Raw genomic sequence first — 23902 nt, 5'->3', positions numbered from 1 at the left:
AGGTGAGGCCGCAGATCAGCTGCGCGGCTTGCTGTTCTCCGGATCGTAGAGCGGCGCGTAGCCGATGCCGGCGACCTCGACCTCGAAGGGTTCGTCGAAATAGGTCACCTGCAGCTTGCGCCCGGCCTGGCAGTAGTCCCAGGGCAGGTAGGCCAGCATGATGTTCTTGCCGATGCTGGGGCCGAAGGCCTGCGAGGTGGTGTAGGAGCGGCGGCCGAGCGCGTCGACCAGCACGTCGCCGGTCTCGGGGTCCATGACCGGCATGGTGTTGACCGGGTAGCGGGCGACACCCTTGCTGTCGATGTTGTCGTTCATCACCAGCGTGCAGAGCATCGCGGGCTGGTGCTCGCGGGCGCGGAACTCGAGGTGCTTCTCCTTGCCGCGGAAGTCGGCTTCCTTGACCTTCGGACGCGAGAGATCCGCCTCGTAGAGGTTGTACTGCGTGTGCAGGTCGGCGTTCTGCAGGCGCAGCGATTTCTCGAGACGGCGCGAGTTGGCATAGGTCTCGACACCCACCGCCATGACCCCGGTGGAGCGCAGCGCATCCCAGACGGCGAGGCCGTCCTCGTAGGGCATGTGCAGTTCCCAGCCCTGTTCGCCGACGTAGGAGATGCGGAAGGCCGTGACGGTCTTGCCGGCGATCTCGATCGGCTTGATGGCCGCGAAGGGGAAGTTCTCGATATCGAGGCCGGCTGGATCCGCGACCACCTTCTTGAGGTTCTCGCGGGCGTTCGGGCCCCAGATGCCGATGGTGGTGAACTTCTCGGTGACATCGGTGATGGTGACGTCGAAGCCTTGGTCCATCGCGGTGCGCTTCATGTATTCGAGGTCGCGCGGACCGGCGTCGGCGCCGTTCACCAGGCGGCAGCGGTCGCCCATGCGGAAGACGGTGAAGTCCGCCCGCACGTTGCCCTCATCGTCGAGCATGTGGGTGTAGATGCCCTTGCCGACCATATTGTCGCCGCCGACCTTCGCGGCGCAGAGCCATTCCATCAGCGCCACATGGTCCGGGCCCTCGATGTCGGTCATGTGGAAGTGCGACAGGTTGATGATGCCGCAATCGGCGCTCATCTCGAGCTGCTCGGCGTTGGACACGCGCCAGAAGTGGCGGTTGTCCCACTCGTTCTCGCGCACCGGAACCTGATCGGCGTATTTCTCCAGCAGGTGCTCGTTGGCCGCATAGCCATGCGCACGCTCCCAGCCGCCGAGTTCCATGAAGTAGCCACCCAGCTCGACCTCGCGCTCGTAGAAGGGCGAGCGGCGGATGCCGCGGCCGTTGCCGAAGGGCTCGCGCGGGTGGACGGGCGGGTTGTAGATCTTGGCGGCGGTTTCCTCGCAGCGGCCCCAGATGAAATCCTCTTTCAGCTGGAAGTCCTGGAAGCGCGAATAGTCGATCGCGTGGTGGTCGATGTGGGTGCGCCCGTCGGTCATCCAATCGGCGATGAGCTTGCCCATGCCGGGGCCGTCCTTGACCCAGATCGCCACGGCGTACCACAGGCCACGCAGCTTGCGGCTTTCGCCCATCGACGGGCCGCCGTCGGTCGTGGTCTGCAGCAGGCCGTTGAACGAGTGGCTCTCGTTGAAGCCGAGCTCGGCGAGGATCGGGGTCAGCTCCATGGCCTTTTCGAGCGGCTCGATGACGTCTTCCAGCACGAGGTCGCGCATCGACGGCCCGAGGCGCGCCTGGCCCTTCTCGAGGATGTCGCGCGGATGGACCATCCGCACGTCCTTCTCGTAGTAGTAGCCCCATTCCATCTGGCCACCCTCGGTGGTCGCAGGATCGCCGGTGTCGCGCATGTAGGCAGAGTTGCCCTGGTCGCGCAGCAGCGGACGACCGATCTCGAGGCCGGTGCCGGCGAACTCGTCATAAGGTCCGAAGAAGGTCAGCGGGTGATCGACCGGCATCACCGGCAGGTCTTCACCCGCCATCGCGGCGATCAGGCGCCCCCAGAGGCCGGCACAGACCACGACGTGATCGGCCATGATGGTCCCGCGCGAGGTCTTCACGCCGGTGACGCGGCCGTTCTCGGTGAGCAGCTCCAGCGCCGGGGTGTTGGCAAAGGCCTTGAGCTTGCCGGATTTCTCGGCCTGGTCGACCAGCTTGCCGGCGACGGTCTGCGAGCGCGGAACGACGAGGCCCGCATCCGGGTCCCACATCGCGCCTTGGATCTGATCCTCTTCGAGAAGCGGGAATTTCTCCTTGGCCTCGGCCGCGGAGATCATCCGCACGTTGGTGCCGAAGGCACGGCCCGAGTCGCAGCGGCGCTTGAGCTCTTCCATACGCTGGTCGTCACCGACGCGCGCCACCTCGAGACCACCGATGCGCGAGTAGTGGCCCATCTTCTCGTAGAAATCGACCGAGTACATGGTCGCCCAGGTGCTCAGCAGATCGTGGCTGGTGCAGTAGCAGAAGTCCGAGGCGTGGCCGGTCGAGCCGATATCGGTGGGGATGCCGGACTTGTCGATGCCGACGATATTGTCCCAGCCGCGCTCTACCAGATGGTGGGCGACCGAGGCGCCGACGATGCCGCCGAGACCGACGATGACGACATTGGCGCGTTCAGGAAAGGAAGACATGGGTGCAGTCCGCTTGTTCGAGGGGAGTACGCAAGTGATAGGGTGTGGCGCGGCGCGCTGATGGCGCCGAACCGGCATTCACCGCGCGGAAAACGACCGTCTTCCGCGCGAGAGGGAGGTCAGAGCTGGCGCTCAAGTTCCGGCAGCACATCGAAAAGGTCGCCGACCAGACCGTAGTCCGCAACCTGGAAGATCGGTGCATCTTCGTCGGTGTTGATCGCGACGATGATCTTGCTGTCCTTCATGCCCGCAAGGTGCTGGATCGCCCCGGAGATGCCGCAGGCGACGTAAAGGTCTGGGGCGACGACCTTGCCGGTCTGGCCGACTTGGAAGTCGTTCGGCGCATAGCCCGCATCGACCGCCGCGCGCGAGGCGCCGACGGCGGCACCGAGCTTGTCGGCGACCGGGCTCAGCACCTCGCGGAACTTCTCTTCCGAGCCGAGCGCGCGGCCGCCGGAGACGATGATCTTCGCCGAGCTCAGCTCGGGGCGGTCGTTGGTCGAGAGCATGTTCTCGAGGAAGCTCGACAGACCGGCACCTTCGGTCCCGGCCTCGACGGCCTTGACCGGCGCGGCGGCGGCCCCGGCGTCGGCGGCGGCGAAACCTGCGGTGCGTACGGTGAGTACCTTTTGGGCCTCGGTCGACTGCACCACCTCGATGGCGTTGCCGGCATAGATCGGGCGCTTGAAGGTGTCGGCCGAAACGACCTCGGTGATCTCGGAGATCTGCATCACGTCGAGCAGGGCGGCGACGCGCGGCAGCACGTTCTTGCCGGTGGTGGTGGCCGGGGCAAGGATGGTGTCATAGCCCGCCGCCAAGGCCACGATCAGCGCGGCTGTAGCTTCGGCCAGCCGGTGCTCGAGAAGTTCGCTCTCGGCCAGCAACACGCTGCGCACGCCGGTCAGCAGCGCGGCAGCCTCGGCGGCGGGGGCGGCGCCCTTGCCGGCGATCAGGATGTCCACCTCGGTGCCGATCTGCAGCGCGGCGGTCAGCGCCTTGGCGGTCTGCTCCGACAACGTGCCGTTGTCGTGGTCTGCGAAAAGAAGAATTGCCATGGTGTAGGGTCCCGCTCTCAGATGACGCCGGCTTCCGTCTTGAGCTTGTCGAGCAGCTCGCCGACGCTGCCCACTTTCACGCCCGCCGCCCGCGCCGCGGGCTCCTCGACGCGCAGCACCTTGAGGCGCGGGGCGGTCGAGATGCCGAACTCCTCGGCGGTCTTCTGGTCGAGCGGTTTCTTCTTGGCCTTCATAATGTTCGGCAGTGACGCATAGCGCGGCTCGTTGAGGCGCAGATCGGCGGTGACGATGGCCGGAAGCGCGATCTCGATGGCCTGCAGGCCGCCGTCGACCTCGCGGGTGACCTTGGCGCGGCCTTCGCCCAGCTCCAGCGCCGAGGCAAAGGTGCCCTGGCTCCAGCCGAGCAGTGCTGCGAGCATCTGGCCGGTCTGGTTGCTGTCGTCGTCGATGGCTTGCTTGCCGAGGATCACGAGCCCGGGGGACGCCTCGGTGACCACGGCCTTCAGCAGCTTGGCGACGGTGAGCGGCTCGACCGGCCCCTCGGCGGTGATCAGGATGGCACGATCGGCGCCCATGGCGAGCGCGGTGCGCAGCACGTCCTGCGCCTGCGCCGGGCCGATCGACACGACGATGACCTCGTCGGCCTTGCCGGCTTCCCTGAGGCGGATGGCCTCTTCCACGGCGATCTCGTCGAAGGGGTTCATCGACATCTTCACATTGGCCAGATCGACGCCCGTGCCGTCCGCCTTCACGCGGATCTTCACGTTGTAATCGACGACCCGCTTCACCGGGACCAGCACTTTCATGTCGCTTCCTCTCTGCCGTGTCCCGAGCGCCGCCGGGAATTCTTTGCCCGCAGATGCGGGAGGTTCCTGCGATCCGGCCGAGAACAGGGGCGACGGCCCGGGGGTGTCGCAAATCTCCGCCAGTGTTCATCCGACCGGTGTAGACGTCGCGTTTCGGCCTTGCAGGGGCGCGTTTGGCGAAGTCGATGCCGATTTCGTAGCGCAGAGTATTGCGACGAAACGCTGTCGAAAGACAGGACATATGCGACACGCGGGGATGAGGGCTACGACAGCCCGCCGAAGAGTCTCCGTGCAGCCCGGAGCGCCAGCATGCCCCATCTCCCTGCACCGCGGAAAGCCACCTCGCGCGCGGCGTCTTCCCGGGCCATCCGGCGCGGGCCGGAGGATGCGCGCCTCTCGGTTGGTTTCATCCTGGCCAAGCGCTTCACCCTCTGCGCCTTTGCCAATTTCGTCGACGTTCTGCGGCTCGCGGCGGATGAGGGCGACCGCAGCCGCCCGATCCTGTGCACCTGGACGGTGGTCTCCGACACGATGGATGCGGTGCCCTCGAGCAGCGGCATCACGGTGCAGCCCAAGGAACGGCTCGGCGATCCGACGCGGTTCGACTATATCGTCGTGGTCGGCGGGCTCATGGACGACATGCATACGCTCGGCCCGGCTTACACGAAGTTTCTGCGGCAGGCGGCAGATGCGGGCGTACCCCTGGTGGGGGTCTGTACCGGCGCCTTCCTTCTGCACGAGGCCGGGTTGATGCAGGGCTACCGCTGCTGCGTGAGCTGGTTCCATCACGCGGATTTCCTCGAGCAGTTCGAGGGGCTCAATCCCGTGGCGGACCAGATTTTCGTGGTTGATCGCGACCGGCTGACCTGTTCCGGCGGTGCCAGCTCGGCGCATCTGGGAGCCTACTTGGTGGAAAAGCACGTGGGGCGCGCGCAGGCCAGCAAGAGCCTGCACATCATGATCATCGACGACGCGCTGCAGGCCGAGAAGCCGCAACCCGGAATCACCCTGGGCTTCAAGACCCGCGACCCGATCGTCTTGCGGGCACTGCAGCTCATGCAGCAGACCATCGACACGCCGCTTTCGGTCGAGGAGATCGCGCAGCGGACCGGACACAGCAAGCGGCAGTTGGAACGGCATTTCCGCAGTGCCCTGGACATCTCGCCGCAAGCGGCTTTCCTCAACATCCGCCTGTCGCTGGCGCATCACCTGCTTCTCACGGCGGAAAAGTCCGTCGCACAGGTCGCGGTGGATTGCGGCTTCTGCGACTCGTCACACCTGAGCCGGATGTTCCGGCGGCGCTTCGGCTGCACCCCGCAAACGCTGCGGCAGGAGCAAGGCCTGGCGGCCTGATCCCGGGCGCGCTTTCTCTGAAACAAGAGCGCCGCGGAGGGGCTCCGCGACGCTTCCGTCTGGCGAGGGCGCGTGTCTCAGCGGGGCTCGCTCGCAAGCCCTCGCCAGATCGCCACGCACATCACCAGCAGCACGATTGTGAAGAGCAGGCCGGTCGAGATCACCATCGACTGCAGCGATTTCAGCCCGCCCGCCGAGAGCAGCAGGACCACCGCGACAATGCCTTCGAACACGCACCAGAACACCCGCTGCGGCACCGGCGCATCGACCTTGCCGCCCGAATGATCGTGTCGATCACCAACGAGCCCTAGGCTCAGGACTCATAGCCAGTAGATCACCGTTGCAGCGAGAGCGATGGCCGATAGAAAGACTTTCGGGCATCGGTCATAACGGGTCGCCACCCGTCTCCAATCCTTGAGCCTGCCGAACATGATCTCGATCCGGTTGCGCCGCTTATACCTGCGCTTATCGTAGCGGACGGGCGTCTTCCGTTTCTTCCGGCCCGGGATGCAAGGACGTATCTTCTTGTCCTGCAAGGCTTCTCTGAACCAATCGGCATCGTAGCCGCGATCTCCGAGTAGCCACTTCACGTTGGGCAACCCACTGATCAGCGCACGCGCCCCGATGTAGTCGCTGACGGGTCCGGCAGTCAGGAACAGGTCGATGGGGCGGCTCTGACTATCGCAGATGGCGTGGAGTTTCGTGTTCATGCCGCCCTTGGTTCGGCCAATCAGGCGTCCACGCCCCCCTTTTTAACGCCCAGGCTGGACGCTGTGCGATGGGCCTTCAGATGGGTTGCGTCGATCATCACAGTGGTCTCCTCGCCATGCTCGGCGGCCAGCCCCGCCATGATGCGGGCGAAGACACCCTTATCGCTCCATCGTTTTCAACGGTTGTAGAGTGTCTTGTGGGGGCCATACTCCCTTGGGGCGTCGCGCCACCGCAAGCCGTTGCGATTGATGAAGATAATGCCACTCAGAACACGTCGATCATCAACTCGGGGCTTGCCGTGAGACTTCGGAAAGTAAGGCTCCAGACGTGCCATCTGTGCGTCACTCAACCAGAAAAGATCAGACATGGTCACCACTCGTTTTCGAACGGTGAATCATGCACGACCAACCAAATCAATGGGTCCTGACCCTAAGCGTCTCCATTTCGATGGCGCTTCGAGTCATTGCGTTGCGACACCGAGGCGAGAGGCAAAGTCACTGCCTACATAGCCGTTGCGGAACCGCCCGTCCTCGGCCAGCGCGGACGGAATGATGGCAAGGGCAAGATCAAGGCAGGGCACCGAGCCGCCGGGAAAGAGAATAAAGCCGTCCATAGCGCCCGCATCGGCCCAATCCCGAATGGCGTCGATCGCTTGCCCGGGCGTGCCGATAACCTGCCAATGCGCCGAGCCCAGCACCTCAGGCGCTTCGAGCAACGCGTCGAGGGTTGGTTCGGATCGGGCGATCTTGCGGCGCAGAAGTTCGGCGTGGGTGCGGCTGCGGACGCCTTGCGCCGGCGGCGGTAGATCGGCAGCGGTGATCCGGCGGCTGCCCTCCCAGTCCGAGAGATCGAAGCCCAGCATCGCTGTGAGCTTGGCGAGTTTCTGCGCCCGGCTCGTGCCTGCATGGGTCTCGCGGTAAAGCTCCTGCGCTTCTGCCTCAGAGGCGGCGAGGAACAGGCTCAGCCCCGGCATCACGCGCACCGCGTCGGCTGGTCGTCCCTGCGCCTCGGCGCGGCGGCGCAGGTCGGCGCGCAACTCGATGGCGGTCGCTTTGTCGGGGCAGGCCGCAAAAGTCCCGTCAGCGATGCCGGCGGCAAAATTGCGCCCGATGTCAGAGGCCCCGGCCTGAAAGAGCGGCAATGGGGTCGGATGCCCCATGGCGCCAAGCGGGCCTTCGACCTGATAATAGGCGCCCTCGAAGTTGATCGGCTCGGCAATGGTCGCGCTGTCATAGAGCCCCGCGCTGCGATCAATGGTTGCAGCGCCATTAGGGCATGTCTGCCAGAGCGCGCGTATCACCTGAACCGCTTCGGCGGCGCTGGCATAGCGCTCGTCGGCGCTTGGCATCTGCGCGAGGCCGAAGTTGCGCTGACCGTCGAGGCTGGTGACGATGTTCCACCCGGCGCGCCCGCCCGAGAGCCAATGCAGCGTCATCAGCGCCCGGGCGAGGATATAGGGCGGGAAAAAGGTGGTCGAAGCGGTGGTCAGCAGCCCGATGTGGGAGGTGTGCCCGGCCAGCAGCGTCATCAGCAGGGTCGGGTCCGAGCCGCTGCCACCGGGACGCTTTGCCATGCCTGGCGGCGGCGCGCCGAGGCTGTCGGGGCGAAAGACGAAGTCGAGATGCGCCGCCTCTGCGCGCTGCGCCAGTTCGATGAAAAAGCACGGGTCCGACAGGCGTTCAACCTGGCTGTCTTCGCGCCGCCACGCATCCCCCGAAAGCCAGGTGGGCGCGAGGGTCATGCCGATATGGAGCTGTTTTTGGATTTTGGGCACCGGGGACGCCCTTCTGCGCGGAACTTGGACGGATTTGGGTTGTTGACGTTTTTACTATGGAATATGAGTTTTGCAATCAGAAACGTATTCTGTGGTGCGATACGTGCTCAAGACTTTGTCCCTCAACTTCTCAATCGGACAGCTTCCGATCCTTCGCGATGTCTCGGTGGAGTTCCGGACAGGCCGTTTCACCGCGCTGGTCGGGGCCAACGGCAGCGGTAAGTCGACGCTGCTGCGCTGCTTGATGGGGATCGCGCCGGCGCAGGCCGGGCGGGTGCTGCTGGACGAAACACCGCTATCTGGTTTGAAACCACGGCAGGTCGCGTGCCGCATGGCCTATCTGCCGCAGACGAATGTCTGCCCCGATCACCTTACCGTCGGCGAGTTGGTGGAACTGGCCGGATTTGCGCGCACTGGTCTTTTTGGCTCGGTCAGCAATGCCGCGCGCGCGCAGTTTCGTTCAGCGCTGCACACGGTTGGGTTGGACGGGGCGGAGGCCACGCAAGTTGCCAAACTGTCGGGAGGCCAGCGGCAGCGCGCGTTCATCGCCATGGTGCTGGCGCAGGACACACCGCTGCTGATGATGGACGAGCCGGTGAACCATCTCGACCTGAAGTACCAATATGCCGTGCTCGATCTCGTGCGGCGGCTTGTGACAGAGCAGGGCAAGACACTGATCATGGTGCTGCACGACCTAAACCTCGCCCTGTCGTATGCCGATGACGTGGTCGTGCTGAAAGAGGGTCGTGTGCTGACGCAAGGCCCGGTCCGCAACGTGTTGGATGCCAGCACCGTCGCGCAGGCGTTTGGCGTCGAGGCAGAGATGCGTCAACTTGGCGATCGCCTCGTATGTCTGCCCAAGGGCACGCGAATGGTCCGCCGCCCGTGAAATTTGCCGTCACCTTTCTCGGCGGGCTGGCACTGCTGTTTGTGGCCGCGGCGGCGAGCCTGAGCTTCGGCGCCACCGACATTGCGTCGCGTGAGGTTGTCGCCGCGCTGCTGGGTTTCGACCCGGAGAGTCTGGATCATTTCCTTGTGCTCACGCAGAGGCTGCCACGGGCGCTGATCGCGGCCTACGTCGGTGCTGTCATGGCGACGGGCGGCGCGGCGATGCAGGGTCTTACCGGCAACCCCTTGGCCTCGCCCTCGACCCTCGGTGTAAGCGCCGGGGCGTTGCTGGGCATGCTGGTGTCGGTATACGGCTTTGACGCGGGGCTATTCGTGCAGGGGCTGTCGGCGCTGGCGGGCGGTTTTGCCGGTTTCGCGATGACATCGGCCGTGGCGCGGCTGACCGGCCTCGGTCCCGATCCGCGTGGGCTGCCGCTGATCCTGTCGGGGGCGCTGACCGGCATGCTGCTGGCCGGGCTCTCCGGTGCATTGCTACTGACCGATCCAGCACGGCGGGCCGAATATCTGAGTTGGCTTGCGGGCAACATCAATCATTTCTACGCCGACCGGCTGGCCGCCTTTTGGCCGCTGGGATTTGTCTCCATGCTCATATTGCTTGCTCTGGCGCGTCCGCTCACGCTGATCGGCCTTGGCACCGAGCGGGCGGCGGCGATGGGCGTTCGGGTGCGCGGGGTGACGCGGGCGGCGCTGGTGGCGGTGGTTATCGGGGCGAGTTCGGCAACGGCGATCTGCGGCCCGATCGCCTTTGTCGGCCTCGTGGTCCCGCATCTAGTTCGGCCCTTCACGGGAGCGCATCTGGCCCGGCTTTTGCCGGTCTCTGCATTGGTCGGGGCGGCGCTTTGCTTGCTGTCGGACGTTCTTGCGCGGCGCGCCTTTGCGCCTTTCACTCTGCATACCGGCGTGCTGCTGGAATTGGTCGGCGGGGTCTGCTTCGGCGTGATCGTGTACCGGCTTTATCTTCGCCCGGGCGCCGCGCGATGACCCGGCGGCTCGACGGATACGGGCTCTGGCGGGTGGCGGGCCTTGAGATGCGCCGCATCGACCTTGGCGTAGCGTTGGTGCTGCTGGGAGTGGCCGCCGCACTTATCGTCGGATCGCTCACGGTGGGAACGACGCCGGTCGCCCTTGGCGATCTGATGCCTTCGAGCGGCCTTGACGACGCGCAGCACTACGCGGTGCTGAGCCTGCGATTGCCGAGGGCGCTGACCGGGTTTCTGGCAGGGGCCGCCATTGCCGCCTCGGGGGCGATGCTGCAATCGTTGACCCGCAACCCGATCGCGGATCCCGGGCTTCTGGGGTTGGCGCAGGGCTCGCTTCTGGCGATCCTGCTGGCCCTGATCTTTTTGCCGAGCCTGCCGCAGGGCTGGCTGCCGCTGATTGGCTGCGCCGGGGGCCTCGGCGTCGCGCTCTTTCTCGCGCGGCTCACGGCGCAGAGCCGGTCGGGCGATGCGCTGGCGCTCTTGCTGCTGGGACTGGCGGTCGAGACGACGCTCTCGGCGGTCACGTCGGTCGTCATCCTCTACGCGCCGACGGACCTGTCTTTCGCCATCTCGGTCTGGCTTGCGGGATCGCTCTATCAGGCGGGATGGGGCGCGCTCGGAGCGATGCTGCCCTGGCTTGCTTTGTCCTTGCCGCTGCTGTTCGTGGCGGGGCCAATGCTGCGGCTGCTGGAACTGGGCGAAGAGCACGCCCATGCGCTGGGGCTGGGCCTGCGCGGGGCACGGCTGACGGTACTGCTGGCCACCGTACTGCTGACCTCGGCCGCGGTGACCGTCACCGGCCCGTTGGTCTTTCTCGGGATCATGGCACCGCATATCGCCGGGTTTCTGCTGCCCAGCTCGGGTCGGGCACGGCTGCTGCTGAGCGGCCTCGTTGGCGGCATCTTCGTGGTTGCCGCCGATTGCCTGTCGCGGGGTCTGGGCACCGATATCGGACTGCCCATCGGACTTTGCCTGACGCTGCTCGGCGTGCCCGTGTTCATTGTCACTCTGCGCCTGCGCATGTTGCGCCGCACCCTGTGAGATCTGTGAGGACTTCCTGATGAAACGACATTTGCTGCTTCCGCTGGTGCTGAGCGCTCAGCTCGCCGCCCCGTTCGCCTATGCCGAGGGTCGGACCTTGACCGATGACACGGGGCGCGCCGTTGTGGTGCCAGAGAGGCCGCAGCGTGTGGTTGTCACCCATGATCCGCTGCTCGGCGTGCCGATCCTCGACATTGGCGGCAGGCTGGTCGGCAGCTACGGCCGGACCGATGACGGCGGTTCGCTTGCGGCGGTCGATTTCATCGACACCGTGCTGGGCAAGGATGCCGTGTCGGAGCGGCCCAAGGGTGTGGGGCCTTCGGGGCAAATGGATTTCGAGAAACTGCGGGCACTCGATCCGGATCTGATCATCGGGTCGGAGTACAATTCCGGCATCGTCGAGCAGCTGGCGCAGATCGCGCCGACCTATTTGCAGAACACTGGCACCGGGCGGGTGCGCGGCTTTGAAGTGCAGCAGAGCCTTGCGGGCGTGCTGGGCATGGAGGACGCCTTCGCCGCGCGGATGTCGGAGTATCAAGAGAGCCTTGCCGAAACGCGTGCTGCGCTGCCCGCAAGGACTGAGGGGCAAAGCTATCTCGTGGTCATCGCTCATGATGATTTGCGTCTCGTGGGCGAGACCTCGGGCGTGATTCAAGCAATGGAAGACCTCGGCTACGCCCGGGCTAAGGTCGAGGGACTTGGCGAGGGCAAGGGGCTCGGCTCTAACTTCGCCGTCCCGCTGAGCCCTGAACTGTTCATGCGGCTTGATCCGGACGTCCTGGTGCTGATGAATTCCTACACCGGCACCGAAAGGGATGAGACCTCGACCCGCGCCAAGCTCGACCGCATTGCCCCCGGATGGGCGCGCTTCCTGCGCCCCGAGACAGAAGGGCGCACGATCTATATCGACAGCGCCAAGGTCTCGACGCCGTCTATCGCCAGCGCCGAACACGCGCTGGAAGCGGTGCGCAGCTGGGCGGCGGACTGACCGGCGCTGTGCCACCCGGCAGACGAAAACGGGCCCGCGCATGCGAGCCCGTTTCCTTTTTGTGCGGCGCTGCGGCTCAGAACTGCATGCGCACACCGATGCCGATCATCCGCGGATCGGTGACACGGGCCGAGGCGCTGCCCGTGGCGCTGCGCACCCAAGTGACTTCACTCTCGTCGAAAACGTTGTTCACGTAGCCATAAAGCTCGAACTGATCATTGAGATCATAGCTCGCCGAGAGGTTGGCCACCGTATAGGGATCGACCTCGTAGTCGCTGGTGTTGTCGGCATCCGAGTAATAGCCGGTGACGTGGTGCACATCGCCGCCCACGGTGAGGCGGTCGGTCACATCCCAGCTCGCCCCAAGGCTGAAGGTCCCATGCGGCGCGCGGCTCAACTCGTTGCCTTCGAGGCTCGGCACATCGTCGAACTCAAGGATCTCGGTGCGCAGCAGCCCCATTCCTGCGGTCAGCCGCAGTGTATCGGTGGCCTGATAGTCGGCGGCCAGCTCAAGGCCATAGGTTTCTGCGCGCTCGGCGTTGTAGGTGGTGCGGCTGGAATAGATTTGCTGATCGCGGTAGTCGCTGTAGAACAGGTTCGCGGTCAGGAAGAGGCGATCGTTCAGCAGCGAGCTTCGGGCGTAGGCCTCGTAGGTCCAGACCGTCTCTTCGTCGTATTCATAGTAATCGCTGGTGATGAAGTTGATGCCGCTCCCGCCGGGGTTGTAACCCTTGGCCACCGAGACGCCGACAGTGGTGTCGTCTGTCACCGCGTAGGCAAGGCCGAGGCTTGGCAGGATGGCGTCGAAGTCCTCGTCGTAGTCCACCGGGTTGGTGGTGCCGAAGAGGTAGCTCTCGTAGGTGCCGCTGCGCGCGATCTCGTCATGCTGGAAGCGCAGCCCGCCGGTGACCGCAAGCCGCTCTGCCGGGCGCCAGGTCAGCTCGCCGTAAAGGCCGGTGCTGGTCTTGTCGTTGTCAAAGAAGCTCTGACCGCCGTTGCCGTTGTAGGTGATGTAGATGTCATCCGCCTGATCCGTCTGCGAATAGAACAGCCCGACAACGCCGCTGACCGGATCGAGCGCGTCGCCGAAATTCGCGCGCAGCTCGTTGGTCCAGCCGTCCGATTCAACATGGGCGGTGCCATCTTCATACTCCTCGAGCGTGCGGTCATAGACCGACTCGCCATAGCTGAGCTGGTTCGACAGCGTGATGCCATTGCCGAAGTCGTGGCTGACATCTGCAATTACGCTGTCAGAGATCACATGCAGCGTGGGACCATAGTCGCTGCTTTCCAGATCGCCATTGTAGGGGAAGGGGACGCTCTCGCTGGTCGGCTCGTTGCTGTCCACATGCGCGTAGGTCAGCTTGGCCTCGAAGCCGGGCAGGTCCGAGGGTGCCCACAGCAGCTTTGCGCGGTATGTCTGGCTCTCGAAATCGCGGTTGGTGTCACCGCCGTCGCCCTCGGCATCTTTCACCTCGACGTAATTGTCGCGCGAGAAGTAGTCGGCCGAAAAACGCATCGCTATATCGGGTGCGACCTGTCCGCTCAGCGCCAGCGAGGCACGGCGGGTGTTGTAGCTGCCGCCCAGCAGTTGCGCCGCGGCTTCAGGCTCGAAGGTCGGGTCCTTGGTGTTGACGATCGTCGCGCCGGCGATCGAGTTGGCGCCCTGCTTGGTGGTCTGCGGGCCGCGGTAGACCTCGATCGTATCGATGTCCCACAGGCTGGTGCCGCCGTTCACATATTCATAGTAGTTCTGATAGTGCCCATCGACATTGACCGTGGCGCGCGGCGTCGTGCCCGCGAAGAAGGCGACCGCACCTTCCTGCGCGCCCTGGCTCTCGATACCGCGGATCGTCGGTGCGACGCCGGTGCCGACGTCGAGCAGGTTCGGAACGGTCTTCAGCGCCTCGCTGATGTCGCCGCTCTGCGGTTTCACCTCATCGCCGGTGATCACCTGCACCGAGGTCGCGGTGCTCTCGATGGTTTTGGCGTCCTTTTCACCGGTGAGCAGGATCATTCCAAGGTCGTAGCCGCTCTGTTGCGCGAACGTCGGATGCGCCATCCCGAGCACGAGCGCCCCATGCGCGATGCCGCCAAGCAATCTGCTTTTCGTTTTCATATCTGTCCCCATCATTGGTCGGTGCGGCCGCGTGGCTTGGGAGGATCCGGGTCTTGGCGATCAGGACGGGACGCGCGAGGGCGCGTGGCTAGGATAGCCGCATTCATTTCTCATTGCATGATGAATACTGCAGAGCAATATTCAATAGACAAAATCACTCGGATATTGTTGCGGGATCGCACTCGGGCCGATGGATTGATCCGCCCTGCGCCTGCGGCTAGCGTCCGCACAACCACTCTGCGGCTCCGGATGCCGTGCAGGGCCGCCAGAATGAAGGACGTTTGATGCAGAACGAGACGCCAGACGAGATCGCCACCGTGCCAAGCGATCACCGCAAGGCAGGCACGATCCAATCAGTCTCGACCGCCGCCGGATTTCTGCGAGTCCTGGCCAATGCCTCCGGCCCGCTGGCGCTGGGGGTTATCGCCAAGCGGGCGGGCACCTCGGGCTCGATGGCCCATCGCTATTTGCAGAGCCTCGTGCGCGAGGAACTGGCCGTGCAGGACCCGGCGAGCGGGCACTACGATCTCGGCCCTCTGGCTTTGGGCGTCGGCGTAGCGGCGTTGCGGCGTCTCGATACGGTGGAATTGGCAGCCAGCGAGATGAAGCAATTCGCCGAACGCACGGCGGCCAGCGCCGGGGTCGCGATCTGGACCGATCGCGGCCCGACGCTGGTGCGCTGGTATCGCAGCGCGGTGTTCTCGATCAATTCGCTGGCGCTGGGGGATGTGCTGCCGCTCGACAATTCCGCCTGCGGTCTGATGTTCCAGGCCTTCCTGCCCGAGGACCGCATCGCCCGCGCGCGGGCCTCGCAGCCCGAGAGCTTTCGGGGATCCCGGCCCGCGTCCGATGTGCTGGCCGAGGTGCGCGCCACAAGCTGGTGCGAATTGAAGGGCCATCTGTTGCCGCACGTCTCGGGTCAGGCGGTGCCGGTGTTCGACCCGCAGGGCGAGATCGCCTGCGTGATGACCACGGTGGCCAACCTCGGCGATGAGGTCACGGATGCCGTTGGGCGCGATCTACGCGAGGTTGCGCTGACCCTGAGCAAGGCGACGGCGGGGCGGATCGAAGGGCGCTGAGCGTCCGCTTGATCCTGTTGCCCCGTTTGAAAGCTTGCGTCAGCCTCGCACCCAATAAGTGGCTTAGGCGGGTCTGCTGCCCGGGGCCATCGGTATCATCGTTTCCCTGATCTCGGCGCGCCTCGATCCCTCGCTGGTGCCCGAGAGGCCGGTCCCGCGCATCCGGGAGTTGCCCGGCGCAAAGGGAGTCCTGCGGTCCGCGCCCCCTGCACATTCGATAGCGCGTCTACCCCTTTCGATAGTTTTGCTGCCGGGGGTTGTTCTTTTGCGCGTCATCCGCCCGGCATAGCGGCAGTTTGACCGAGCTTTGCTCGGGACAGGGCCAGCAGACATACGCCTTTCGGCGAGCTCCCGACGCCGTGATGACTATCGGAAGCGCGCACGAAAGCGCGTGACAGGCGCCCGTACTCCAAAGGATCCGGCGCTCTCGCTTCATGCAATGGTCGCGGATATCCGCGTGGACCACGCTTTGGCAATTGTTTTGACGCCTTAGCGGAAATTTGCCCAGAAAAAATTAGGGATCTCAAATGCAAATACCGCAGGAACTATAGTATCCTTAGGAGTATATATTTTTGCGGGTATGGCGGGCAGACTATACGCATTAAATTGGTGCATTTAAGAAGAAGAGATGATCCCTGGAGAGGAGGAAAGATTGTGTATCTCAGCGCTTTAGCGAGAGTCGGAAGTATTCTCGAGAGAGGGAATTGGTCAAATCGGGCGATTGATCTTGCAGTTTCGTTCCTGGAGGGCATCGCCGATCGATTGTCGGGAAGTATTCGCAACCCGGGCGAACGATTGGAATCCGCGATAGATGTGGAAATGGGCGGATCCGCCGAGGCGGTTGGCGAACACACCATCGCTTCGGCTGATCTCAAGGCGGAAATAGTGGATTCCGACCTGGCGTCCTTTGCGCTCGGAAGCGCAACGTTCAAGGCAGCCGCCGAGGGTGGTCCGGAATACGCGACGGCCTATACCTACTGCGACGTGAGCGGTGCGGACTTCGTCTTCACCAAAACCACGACCAAGACCGGGGCAAACTGGGAGGAGGCGACGACCAAGGTCTTTGCCGTCGACTTCGCCTATCTCGACACCGGAACCCCGATCTATGTCACCCCGGAAGCCAGCTACACCTACGACAACTACAAGAAGGTCGCCGGCGGCAACATCGCCACGGCGGACTTCGAAGTACAGGTCAGCGCGGAAGATACGCTGGCCGACGTCTACGCCGCTGCGGTGGCCATCGAGGACGTCTATTCGGGCTCGTCGATCGACGCGACCCTGGCCATCGGGTGAGGTGGCCAACAGATACTACCCCTTTCGCGCACCACCGGCGGTGCAAGGGCGGGTGTATCCTTACACCATTCATGGGAGGAAAGCATGTTACACAAGACCTATACCACCGTCGAAGCGCTCGCCTCTGACATGTCCGAGGTGGAGACGACTCCAATCGAATGGCCTACGGCCGGGGGGGCGGACGTGCTCGAATACGAGGACAGCTTCGATTTCGGCGCGGGAGTACTTACCGCGAAGACCACGCTCGATCTGACCGAGCGCGATGAGGATGACCCGGTCACCGGCTCCTACACCGTCAGCACGGATGGCGAAGAGACTATCTGGCTATCGGAATTGCTGCTCGACACCAACGGTGAAGAGGGGCCCGAGGTGACGATGACGAGCAGCGTCGAGGTCGGCAACGAGCCGGGCGCGCGCTACATGTCCACCTCTCTCAGCGTGATCGCGAAATCGGGGGCGGGCGCCGATGACGACTCGCCCGGCTCCGGGCCGGTCGTGCTGTCTTTCGTGTTCGATTTCATCTGATCCCCGGCGCGAACCGGCAAGTACCGAGTGAGAGTTTCGAAGGCCAATACAGAAATTCGGCTTCACGTATCATTCGTACAGACGTCAATTTTTAAACAAGCTCTTTCGATCAAAATCAAATGGATCGTTGAAATAAATTGATCGAAGTAGAAGCATAGGAGTGCGCCAAATTTCGTGGCGGAATCAAGCACATTTCAAATTAGGAGAAGAGCAAGATGGGTTGGAATTTCAAGCATAGCGATGACGACGTGGAATTCGACAAGGATATTGATGTCGATATCGACGTTGACCTGGAAACCACGGCATATTCCACAGATACGGAATTTGTCTACGTGAGTTCGGACATCTGGGCCGTGACTTACGTTGACGGCAACTCCGCCGACGCCATCGTCGATGTCGAGGCGGTGGGCGAGGACACCTATACCTCGCTCGATATCACCGTGCTGACCATCGAGGACGAGCTGTCGAGCATTTCCGGCACCTTCACCTCGGCCGTCGACTGACGGAAGCGCGCGGCGGGTGGCCCTTCGGGCCGCCCGCATTCGGCACGCAAGGACTCCAGATTTTTGACCACGCAGCATTTCGAACACGCCCGCGGACGGCGTGCGTCTTCCCGTGACCCGTGAACGCGGTCGCGGCGGGGAACGACGCGGCGCCGGCGGAGGCATCATTTTTTCGACGGGAGGATTCAATGGACGAGTACGGGACAGAGACCGACGACACGCTGCTGATCCGCCAAGCCGGCGCCTACAACGTCTACGGACTTGGCGGCAACGACCTGATCAGGATCTACGTTTCCCGGCGCAACGCTGCCAGCGATCTCGGCGACCTGCTGGATGCCGGGCTGGGCGATGACACCATCATGGCGGGCGCCACCGATGACACGTTGATCGGAGCGGCGGGCGCGGACCTGCTGCGCGGCGACGACGGCGACGACATAATCTACGGCGACACGGGCCGCGAGAGTTTCGGCGGGGCATCGGTCGAGACCGCGCAGGATGGCGACGATACGCTGGACGGCGGCGACGGGGACGACAGCATGGACGGCGGCGGTGGCGATGACCTGCTTCTGGGCGGGCGCGGCAACGACGCGATGATCGGCGGGTCGGGCTCCGACACGCTGACCGGCGACTCCGGGGATGACACGATGGTGGGCGGCGCCGGGGGCGACACGCTGATCGGCGGGTCGGGCAACAACGTGTTGGTCGGCGACGCCGGAGAGGATCTGTTGCAGGGCTCGGGCGGGACCGACCTCGCCTATGGCGGTGCCGACAACGACCTGATCACCACCGGCGGCGCAAATGACACGGCCTTCGGCGAGGCGGGAGAGGACGAGATCATCCTCGGAGCCGGAAACGACTATGGCCGCGGCGGCAGCGGCGCGGATACGATCAACGGCGGCGACGGTCTGGATACGATCTACGGCGACGACGGGGACGACATGCTGGTCGGCGGCGCGGGCGACGATGTCGCCCTCGGCGGCACCGGCGACGACCTGCTCGACGGCGGCACCGGCGCGGACACCCTTATCGGCGACCTTGGCAATGGTGCGGATGCCGGCTTCGACCTCGTGACCTACGAGAGCGCCGCCGGTGCGGTCGGCGTCGTTCTGTCGACGCCGAGCGCCGGGGCGACCAGCGGCAGCGGTGCGGCCGCGGGGGATGTCTATTTCGAGATCAACGGCGCGATCGGCAGCGCCTTTGCGGATGTGCTGGTCGGGCAAGACGGCGACCAGAGCTTCTTCGGGCTTGCGGGCAACGACTCCATCGCGGGCGGCACCGGCGACGACCTGCTGATCGGGGGCGCGGGGGCCGACGTGATGGACGGCGGTGCGGGGTTCGACGCCACGAGCTACAACGAGTCCGCTGCGGCGGTGAGCGTGGCGCTCTCCGCCACGGCGGGAACCGTGGTCGCTGGCGGCGATGCCGCCGGGGACACGCTGGTCAACATCGAGGCGGTCGAGGGCAGCGCCTTTAACGACTCGCTGGTGGGTCTCGACGGGGACCAGCAGCTGATCACCGGCGCCGGCAACGATACGGTGCGGGGCGGAGCGGGAGGCGATCTTCTGGTCGGCAACGGCGGCAACAATGTCCTCTACGGCGACGATCCGACCAACTCCGCGATCACCGGCTCCGATGTCTACGCCAGCCTGTCCGGCACCAACTACCTGTTCGATTTCGATTTCGGTGTCGATCTGCTGGCCCTGCCCACGGGAACCTCCTACGCGGGCAGCAATTACGTGGTCAACGGCGCCTATGCCGCGGTGTTCTTCAGCGCCGAGCAGACCACCGTGGTCGGATTGCAGACGACCTCGTCGAGTACGGCGCAGGCACGGGCTGCGGCGATCGACGCCTTCATCTTCGCCGACGAAGGCGACTTTCTGCTCTGAGCGTGAAAGGAGCCCGTCATGGCACGATCTGCGAAACCCGCCGGTGCGCCCGATCCGCTGCTGACAGAGACGCTGCGCCGGTGCCGCGGCGCCTTTGTCTCCATCGGGCTGTTCAGCCTGGTGATCAACCTTCTCATGCTGGCCTCGCCGCTCTACATGCTGCAGGTCTACGACCGGGTGCTGGGCAGCGGCCGCACTGAGACGCTGCTGATGCTGACGCTCATGCTCGGCGCGGCGCTGCTGACCATGGCCGTGCTGGATACGCTGCGCAGCGCTCTGGCGGTGCGCATGGGGGGCTGGTTCCACGAGACGCTCGGTCCCGAGCTGCTGCGCATGGGCCTGCGGGCGCGGCTCGGCGGGCGCGGCGGCGGCGGCCAGGCGTTTCGCGACCTCGGGCAGGTGCAGGGGTTCATGTCGACGCAGGGCATGACCGCCTTCTTCGACTTTCCCTGGACGCCCTTTTTCATTGCCGTGACTTGGCTGCTGCATCCCTTGCTGGGGATGATCGCCCTTGGCGCGGCGCTGCTGCTGCTGGCGCTCAGCCTCGGCAACGAACTGGCGACCCGGCGCCTGCTGCGCAGTGCGAATGACAAGCAGATCACCGGCAACGCGCTGGCCGAGGCGACGGTCGACAATGCCGAGGTGGTGCGCGCGATGGGCATGAGCGGCACCATGGTCGGGCTCTGGCAATCGCAGAACGCCGCCACCCAGGTCGATCTCATGCGCGCCAGCGAGCGCGGCAGCTTTTTTACCGGCAGCGCCAAGTTCCTGCGGTTCTTCGCGCAGAGCCTGATGCTTGGTGCCGGGGCCTTCCTGGTGATCCGCGGCGAGACCAGCCCGGGGGCGATGATCGCCGGGTCGATCCTGCTCGGCCGGGCGCTTGCCCCCGTCGACCTGGCGATGTCCGCCTGGAAGAACTTCGCGGGTGCGCGGCTCGCCTACGGCCGGCTCAAGCAGCTGGTCGCGGACTTCCCGCGCGAGCCCGAGCGGACGTCGCTGCCAGCGCCGAAGGGTGGGCTGAAGGTGAAGCATCTGACGGTTCTGGGACCGAACGGGCCGCTGCTGGCCCGGGTCAGCTTCGAGATCGCGCCTGGCGAGGTGGTGGCGGTAATCGGTCCCTCGGCGGCGGGCAAGAGTACCTTGTGCCGCGCCATCGTCGGGCTGACCAAGCCGACCTCCGGGACCATCCTCATCGACGGGATGCGCATCGATCACTGGGATCCCGACGACCTTGGCCCGCATATCGGATACCTGCCGCAGGAGGTCGGCCTGTTCGCCGGCACCGTGCGGCGCAACATCGCCCGCATGACCGATGCGCCCGCCGAAGAGGTGGTCGCCGCCGCGCGCCGCGCCCGGATGCACGACATGATCGCGCAGCTGCCGCAGGGCTATGACACGCAACTCGGCGATCGCGGGGCCGGGCTCTCGGGCGGGCAGCGCCAGCGCGTGGGACTGGCCCGGGCGGTGTTCGGCAGTCCCGCGCTGATCGTGCTGGACGAGCCGAATGCCAATCTCGACCAATCCGGAGAGGCGGCGCTCTCGGCGGCGATCCTCGAGCTCAAGGAGGCCGGCGCGACGCTGCTGATCGTCGGTCACCGGCCGTCGACGCTGGCGCAGAGCGACAAGGTGCTGCTGCTGCAGGGCGGCATGGTGCAGGCCTTCGGGCCGCGCCAGGAGGTGCTGGGCAAGATGCGCGAAGCCAAGGTCGCAGCCGAGGTCACCGCCCCCTCCGAGTCGGAAGAGGCGGCGCACGACCAGCGCACGGAGACACTCACGAACACGGAGCAAGCCAGATGACCGAGGCCCTTCGCAAGACGCACAACCCAATTGCCCCGCGCAGCATGGCCGAGGCGATCCGCGGCCCCCGACGCGCCGGGGCGCTGGTGATCCTCGGGTTCCTCGGCGGCTTCGGGGTCTGGACGGCGACTGCGCCGCTGGCCGGAGGTGCGGTCGCGCCCGGGCAGATCAGCCCCGACAGGGGGGTGCGCACGATCGAGCATCTCGAGGGCGGGCTGGTCCGGGAGATCCACGCCCGCGAGGGTGACCGGGTACGGGCCGGGGACGTGCTGATCAGCATAGATGTCACGAGCACCCAGGCGGAGGCGGACGCGCTCGCCGACCGGCGGCTGACGCGGCTCGCCGAACAGGCACGCATTGCCGCCGAAAGCGCAGGTGCAAAGACCCTTGCGCCGCCTCCGGAGCTCGATCCCGAGGTCGCGGGCGAGGTGATCGCCGCGGAGCGTCGGACCCTAGAGGCGCGCCGGGCGCTGCACGAGGCGCGGGTGCGCGTCCTCGACCAACGCGTCGGCCAGCTGGACGAGACCGTCGCCGGGCATCTCCTGCAGGCCGCGAGCGCCGCAGAGCAGATCGGTCTCATGCGCGAGGAATTGGACGACAAGTCCACGCTGCTTGGCAGAGGGCTCGCCGCCAAGGCCGAAGTGCTGCGTCTCCGGCGGCTGATCGCGGAAACCGAGGGGCTGCGGGGCAGCCACCTCACGGCGATCGCCGAGGCGCGCCAGGAGATCGGAGAGATCGAGCTCGATATGAAGGCCCGCAACGCGGAGGATGCGGAGCAACTTGCCCGGCGCGCCGCCGAGGTGCGCAACGAGCTGGCCGAGATCGACAAGCAGCTCTCGGCGCTGGACGCGGTGCTCGCGCGTCAGGTGCTGGTCGCCCCGGTGGATGGAATAGTCTCCAACCTGCGGGCCCGGAACGCCGGCGCCATACTCAAGCCGGGGGCGCCCGTTCTCGACATCGTTCCGGAGCGCGAACAATTGCTGATCGACGCGCGCGTGGCGCCGAACGATATCGACGCAGTGAGTCTGGGCATGCCCGCGCAAATCCGCATATCGGCATATTCCGGCCGCACCATGCCGCGTATCGAAGGCCGAGTGTCGCTGGTCTCGGCCGACTCGAGCCGCGGCGAGAATGGTGCCACTTCCTATTACCCGATCCGGGTGGAGGTGGATCCCGGCGAACTCGCGGGGACGGACATCGAAATTCGCTCGGGGATGCTGGTCGAGGTTCTTGTGGTGACGCGGGAGCGCCCGGTCCTGAGTTATCTGCTGGAACCCTTCCAAAGCCTGCTCCGCAAGGCGATGCGGGAGGTCTAGACCGACATTGGTCTCAGCGACAATCCGCCATAGGCGCAACTCCAGGTACAATCCCGGGTTTAGGTTTCGCGCCAGATGATATAGGCAAATAACTTTAAAATGTTTTCGTCTACCTACTTTCTTGAGCCTGAAAAAATATATTCCAATTTTTAGTGGGTTGTTTCTTTTGTTTGGCTCTCTTCCCCCGAAGGGCAGTGAAATGAGCATATCGAATTCGAAAGATCCTATCCTATATATCGTGGACGAAATGCCGCTGACCCGTGCTCAGCTGTCGCAGTTCCTCTCCGGCTTCGCGCGCTTGCACGGGATGCGCATAGAGGAAATCTCCGCAAGCGGCTCGGACGACATTTTTCCGCAAAGTCCCGGGGGCATGTGCGTCATCAACGCCGGTGCCAGCGTGCCCGACGAGGTCTGGTTCAGCATCGTCCAGAAGCTCTGCCAGACGGTGCGGGTGGGGCCGGTCGTTCTGTTCTGCGAGATCGCGAGCGCGGACTTCGTACGCGGGGCGCTGCATGCCGGCGCGCGGGGGGTGGTCCCTGCCTCGACAACCGCCGCGGTGGCGCTGAAATCGCTCGATCTAACCCTGCACGGTGGCATCTTCGTGCCGCCCTCGGTTCTTGATGCGCTGGAATACGCCGATCCTTCTTCTGCGCCGGACGGCACACCGCGCGGCGACTCAGAGCGTCTTCCCGATCTGCCGGATGGCTCGTCCGACGGCTCCTCGGCTCGGGGGCTGCGAGAGGTGCGGGCACCTCTGCGAAACACCACGGGCGGAGGGTCCGCCCTCGATCGTGGCGCACCGGAGCTCGAGGAGCTGACGCCGCGCCAGATGGCGGTTCTGGATCATCTCGGAAAGGCGCGGTCGAACAAGGAGATCGCCCGCGTCCTCGACACCACCGAGGCGACGGTGAAGCTACATGTCCGGCAGGTCATGCGCAAGCTCGGCGCGAAGAACCGCACCGAGGCGGCGCTGATCGCCGCTCGCTGCGCGCGGAATGATCCGCAGCCATCCAAGGCTCCCGCCGCCGCGTTGTCAGAGGCGCGCCCGAAAAACGCCCCGGCCAACGTGCGGGAAAGGCCCGAAAGCGCGTCCGAGGCGCTCGTCGCTGCGGCGCGTCCGCAGGTGTTCGGTTCGGGCCCGGGTGGCAGCGTCGCCGAGCGTCTGCGCAGGCTCGAAAGATCCAGCGCGTTCCAGCACCCGGGCACCGGTCGGCTGAGCTGACCGCTCC

18 protein-coding genes and 2 pseudogenes are annotated in these 23902 nt (G+C 65.1%); 13 read left to right on the top strand and 7 right to left on the bottom strand.

Annotated features, from left to right (window positions below; all coding sequences use genetic code 11):
• Positions 1–15 precede the first annotated feature (15 nt).
• From LC039_RS22065 to LC039_RS22055, 3 genes are all read right to left on the bottom strand, one after another.
• A complete protein-coding gene (locus LC039_RS22065; RefSeq protein WP_226628312.1) occupies positions 16–2577 on the bottom strand; it encodes a GcvT family protein in 2562 nt (853 codons plus the stop codon).
• A gap of 119 nt (positions 2578–2696) precedes the next feature.
• Positions 2697–3632 (bottom strand): electron transfer flavoprotein subunit alpha/FixB family protein, encoded by a 936-nt coding sequence (locus tag LC039_RS22060; RefSeq protein ID WP_226628310.1) that lies wholly within the window; start codon positions 3630–3632, stop codon positions 2697–2699.
• A gap of 17 nt (positions 3633–3649) precedes the next feature.
• Entirely contained in the window at positions 3650–4399 is a 750-nt protein-coding gene (locus LC039_RS22055; RefSeq protein WP_226628308.1) for an electron transfer flavoprotein subunit beta/FixA family protein, read from the bottom strand.
• A 309-nt stretch (positions 4400–4708) separates the two neighbouring features.
• Here LC039_RS22055 and LC039_RS22050 point away from each other — a divergent pair, with 309 nt between their 5' ends.
• Entirely contained in the window at positions 4709–5752 is a 1044-nt protein-coding gene (locus tag LC039_RS22050) for a GlxA family transcriptional regulator (RefSeq protein WP_226628306.1), read from the top strand.
• A gap of 77 nt (positions 5753–5829) precedes the next feature.
• Here the strand turns inward: LC039_RS22050 and LC039_RS22045 are convergent.
• The 3 genes and pseudogenes from LC039_RS22045 to LC039_RS22035 form a co-directional block, all read right to left on the bottom strand.
• Positions 5830–6059 (bottom strand): annotated as a pseudogene (locus LC039_RS22045) (BCCT family transporter); the annotation flags it as partial.
• 13 nt (positions 6060–6072) lie between these two features.
• Positions 6073–6830: pseudogene (locus tag LC039_RS22040) on the bottom strand (IS5 family transposase).
• A gap of 93 nt (positions 6831–6923) precedes the next feature.
• On the bottom strand, positions 6924–8204 hold the full coding sequence (locus LC039_RS22035; RefSeq protein ID WP_226628304.1) for an NtaA/DmoA family FMN-dependent monooxygenase: 1281 nt from the start codon (positions 8202–8204) through the stop codon (positions 6924–6926).
• 136 nt (positions 8205–8340) lie between these two features.
• Between LC039_RS22035 and LC039_RS22030 the strand changes: the two genes are divergently transcribed.
• Genes LC039_RS22030 through LC039_RS22015 form a run of 4 tightly spaced genes read left to right on the top strand, consistent with a single transcriptional unit; the run spans position 8341 to position 12155 of the window.
• Entirely contained in the window at positions 8341–9126 is a 786-nt protein-coding gene (locus LC039_RS22030; protein WP_226628302.1) for an ABC transporter ATP-binding protein, read from the top strand.
• The gene (locus tag LC039_RS22025; RefSeq protein WP_226628301.1) at positions 9123–10127 is read left to right on the top strand and encodes a FecCD family ABC transporter permease; all 1005 of its coding nucleotides are present in this window, start codon (positions 9123–9125) and stop codon (positions 10125–10127) included. Before LC039_RS22030 ends, LC039_RS22025 begins: the two co-directional genes overlap by 4 nt.
• A complete protein-coding gene (locus tag LC039_RS22020; RefSeq protein WP_226628299.1) occupies positions 10124–11167 on the top strand; it encodes an iron ABC transporter permease in 1044 nt (347 codons plus the stop codon). Before LC039_RS22025 ends, LC039_RS22020 begins: the two co-directional genes overlap by 4 nt.
• Positions 11168–11186: 19 nt before the next feature.
• Positions 11187–12155 carry an ABC transporter substrate-binding protein gene (locus LC039_RS22015; protein ID WP_226628297.1) on the top strand — a complete coding sequence of 323 codons (969 nt, stop codon included), beginning with the start codon at positions 11187–11189 and terminating at the stop codon, positions 12153–12155.
• Between the two features lie 76 nt (positions 12156–12231).
• On the opposite strand, the gene LC039_RS22010 is transcribed toward LC039_RS22015, so the two are convergent.
• Positions 12232–14274: a TonB-dependent receptor gene (locus LC039_RS22010; RefSeq protein ID WP_226628295.1), complete on the bottom strand. Its 2043-nt coding sequence runs from the start codon at positions 14272–14274 to the stop codon at positions 12232–12234.
• Positions 14275–14558: 284 nt separating this feature from the next.
• Between LC039_RS22010 and LC039_RS22005 the strand changes: the two genes are divergently transcribed.
• The 8 genes from LC039_RS22005 to LC039_RS21970 all read left to right on the top strand — a co-directional run bounded on the left by LC039_RS22005 (position 14559) and on the right by LC039_RS21970 (position 23895).
• Positions 14559–15353, top strand: coding sequence for an IclR family transcriptional regulator (locus LC039_RS22005; RefSeq protein WP_226628294.1), 795 nt, complete (start codon positions 14559–14561; stop codon positions 15351–15353).
• Positions 15354–16172: 819 nt separating this feature from the next.
• A complete protein-coding gene (locus LC039_RS22000; protein WP_226628293.1) occupies positions 16173–16646 on the top strand; it encodes a hypothetical protein in 474 nt (157 codons plus the stop codon).
• 84 nt (positions 16647–16730) lie between these two features.
• Complete coding sequence (locus LC039_RS21995) at positions 16731–17171, top strand: hypothetical protein (protein WP_226628292.1); 441 nt, start codon at positions 16731–16733, stop codon at positions 17169–17171.
• Positions 17172–17386: 215 nt separating this feature from the next.
• Complete coding sequence (locus tag LC039_RS21990) at positions 17387–17674, top strand: hypothetical protein (RefSeq protein ID WP_226628291.1); 288 nt, start codon at positions 17387–17389, stop codon at positions 17672–17674.
• Positions 17675–17862: 188 nt separating this feature from the next.
• A complete protein-coding gene (locus tag LC039_RS21985; protein ID WP_226628290.1) occupies positions 17863–19560 on the top strand; it encodes a calcium-binding protein in 1698 nt (565 codons plus the stop codon).
• A gap of 18 nt (positions 19561–19578) precedes the next feature.
• On the top strand, positions 19579–21357 hold the full coding sequence (locus LC039_RS21980) for a type I secretion system permease/ATPase (RefSeq protein WP_226628289.1): 1779 nt from the start codon (positions 19579–19581) through the stop codon (positions 21355–21357).
• Between the two features lie 44 nt (positions 21358–21401).
• Positions 21402–22673, top strand: coding sequence for an HlyD family type I secretion periplasmic adaptor subunit (locus LC039_RS21975; protein ID WP_226628288.1), 1272 nt, complete (start codon positions 21402–21404; stop codon positions 22671–22673).
• A gap of 247 nt (positions 22674–22920) precedes the next feature.
• A complete protein-coding gene (locus LC039_RS21970) occupies positions 22921–23895 on the top strand; it encodes a helix-turn-helix transcriptional regulator (RefSeq protein ID WP_226628286.1) in 975 nt (324 codons plus the stop codon).
• Positions 23896–23902: the final 7 nt, after the last annotated feature.

Source organism: Alloyangia pacifica (genome assembly GCF_020524285.1).
GTDB classification, from domain to species: domain Bacteria; phylum Pseudomonadota; class Alphaproteobacteria; order Rhodobacterales; family Rhodobacteraceae; genus Salipiger; species Salipiger pacificus_B.
Note: the sequence above shows the minus strand (reverse complement) of the source record. Positions and strands in the feature narration are given on the sequence as shown.

Bases quoted from the DNA above. Each gene is read 5' to 3' on its own strand.
- LC039_RS22065 (WP_226628312.1), bottom strand. From the start codon at position 2,577: ATGTCTTCCTTTCCTGAACGCGCCAATGTCGTCATCGTCGGTCTCGGC.
- LC039_RS22060 (WP_226628310.1), bottom strand. From the start codon at position 3,632: ATGGCAATTCTTCTTTTCGCAGACCACGACAACGGCACGTTGTCGGAG.
- LC039_RS22055 (WP_226628308.1), bottom strand. From the start codon at position 4,399: ATGAAAGTGCTGGTCCCGGTGAAGCGGGTCGTCGATTACAACGTGAAG.
- LC039_RS22050 (WP_226628306.1), top strand. From the start codon at position 4,709: ATGCCCCATCTCCCTGCACCGCGGAAAGCCACCTCGCGCGCGGCGTCT.
- LC039_RS22035 (WP_226628304.1), bottom strand. From the start codon at position 8,204: ATGACCCTCGCGCCCACCTGGCTTTCGGGGGATGCGTGGCGGCGCGAA.
- LC039_RS22020 (WP_226628299.1), top strand. From the start codon at position 10,124: ATGACCCGGCGGCTCGACGGATACGGGCTCTGGCGGGTGGCGGGCCTT.
- LC039_RS22015 (WP_226628297.1), top strand. From the start codon at position 11,187: ATGAAACGACATTTGCTGCTTCCGCTGGTGCTGAGCGCTCAGCTCGCC.
- LC039_RS22010 (WP_226628295.1), bottom strand. From the start codon at position 14,274: ATGAAAACGAAAAGCAGATTGCTTGGCGGCATCGCGCATGGGGCGCTC.
- LC039_RS22005 (WP_226628294.1), top strand. From the start codon at position 14,559: ATGCAGAACGAGACGCCAGACGAGATCGCCACCGTGCCAAGCGATCAC.
- LC039_RS22000 (WP_226628293.1), top strand. From the start codon at position 16,173: ATGGGCGGATCCGCCGAGGCGGTTGGCGAACACACCATCGCTTCGGCT.
- LC039_RS21995 (WP_226628292.1), top strand. From the start codon at position 16,731: ATGTTACACAAGACCTATACCACCGTCGAAGCGCTCGCCTCTGACATG.
- LC039_RS21990 (WP_226628291.1), top strand. From the start codon at position 17,387: ATGGGTTGGAATTTCAAGCATAGCGATGACGACGTGGAATTCGACAAG.
- LC039_RS21985 (WP_226628290.1), top strand. From the start codon at position 17,863: ATGGACGAGTACGGGACAGAGACCGACGACACGCTGCTGATCCGCCAA.
- LC039_RS21980 (WP_226628289.1), top strand. From the start codon at position 19,579: ATGGCACGATCTGCGAAACCCGCCGGTGCGCCCGATCCGCTGCTGACA.
- LC039_RS21975 (WP_226628288.1), top strand. From the start codon at position 21,402: ATGGCCGAGGCGATCCGCGGCCCCCGACGCGCCGGGGCGCTGGTGATC.
- LC039_RS21970 (WP_226628286.1), top strand. From the start codon at position 22,921: ATGCCGCTGACCCGTGCTCAGCTGTCGCAGTTCCTCTCCGGCTTCGCG.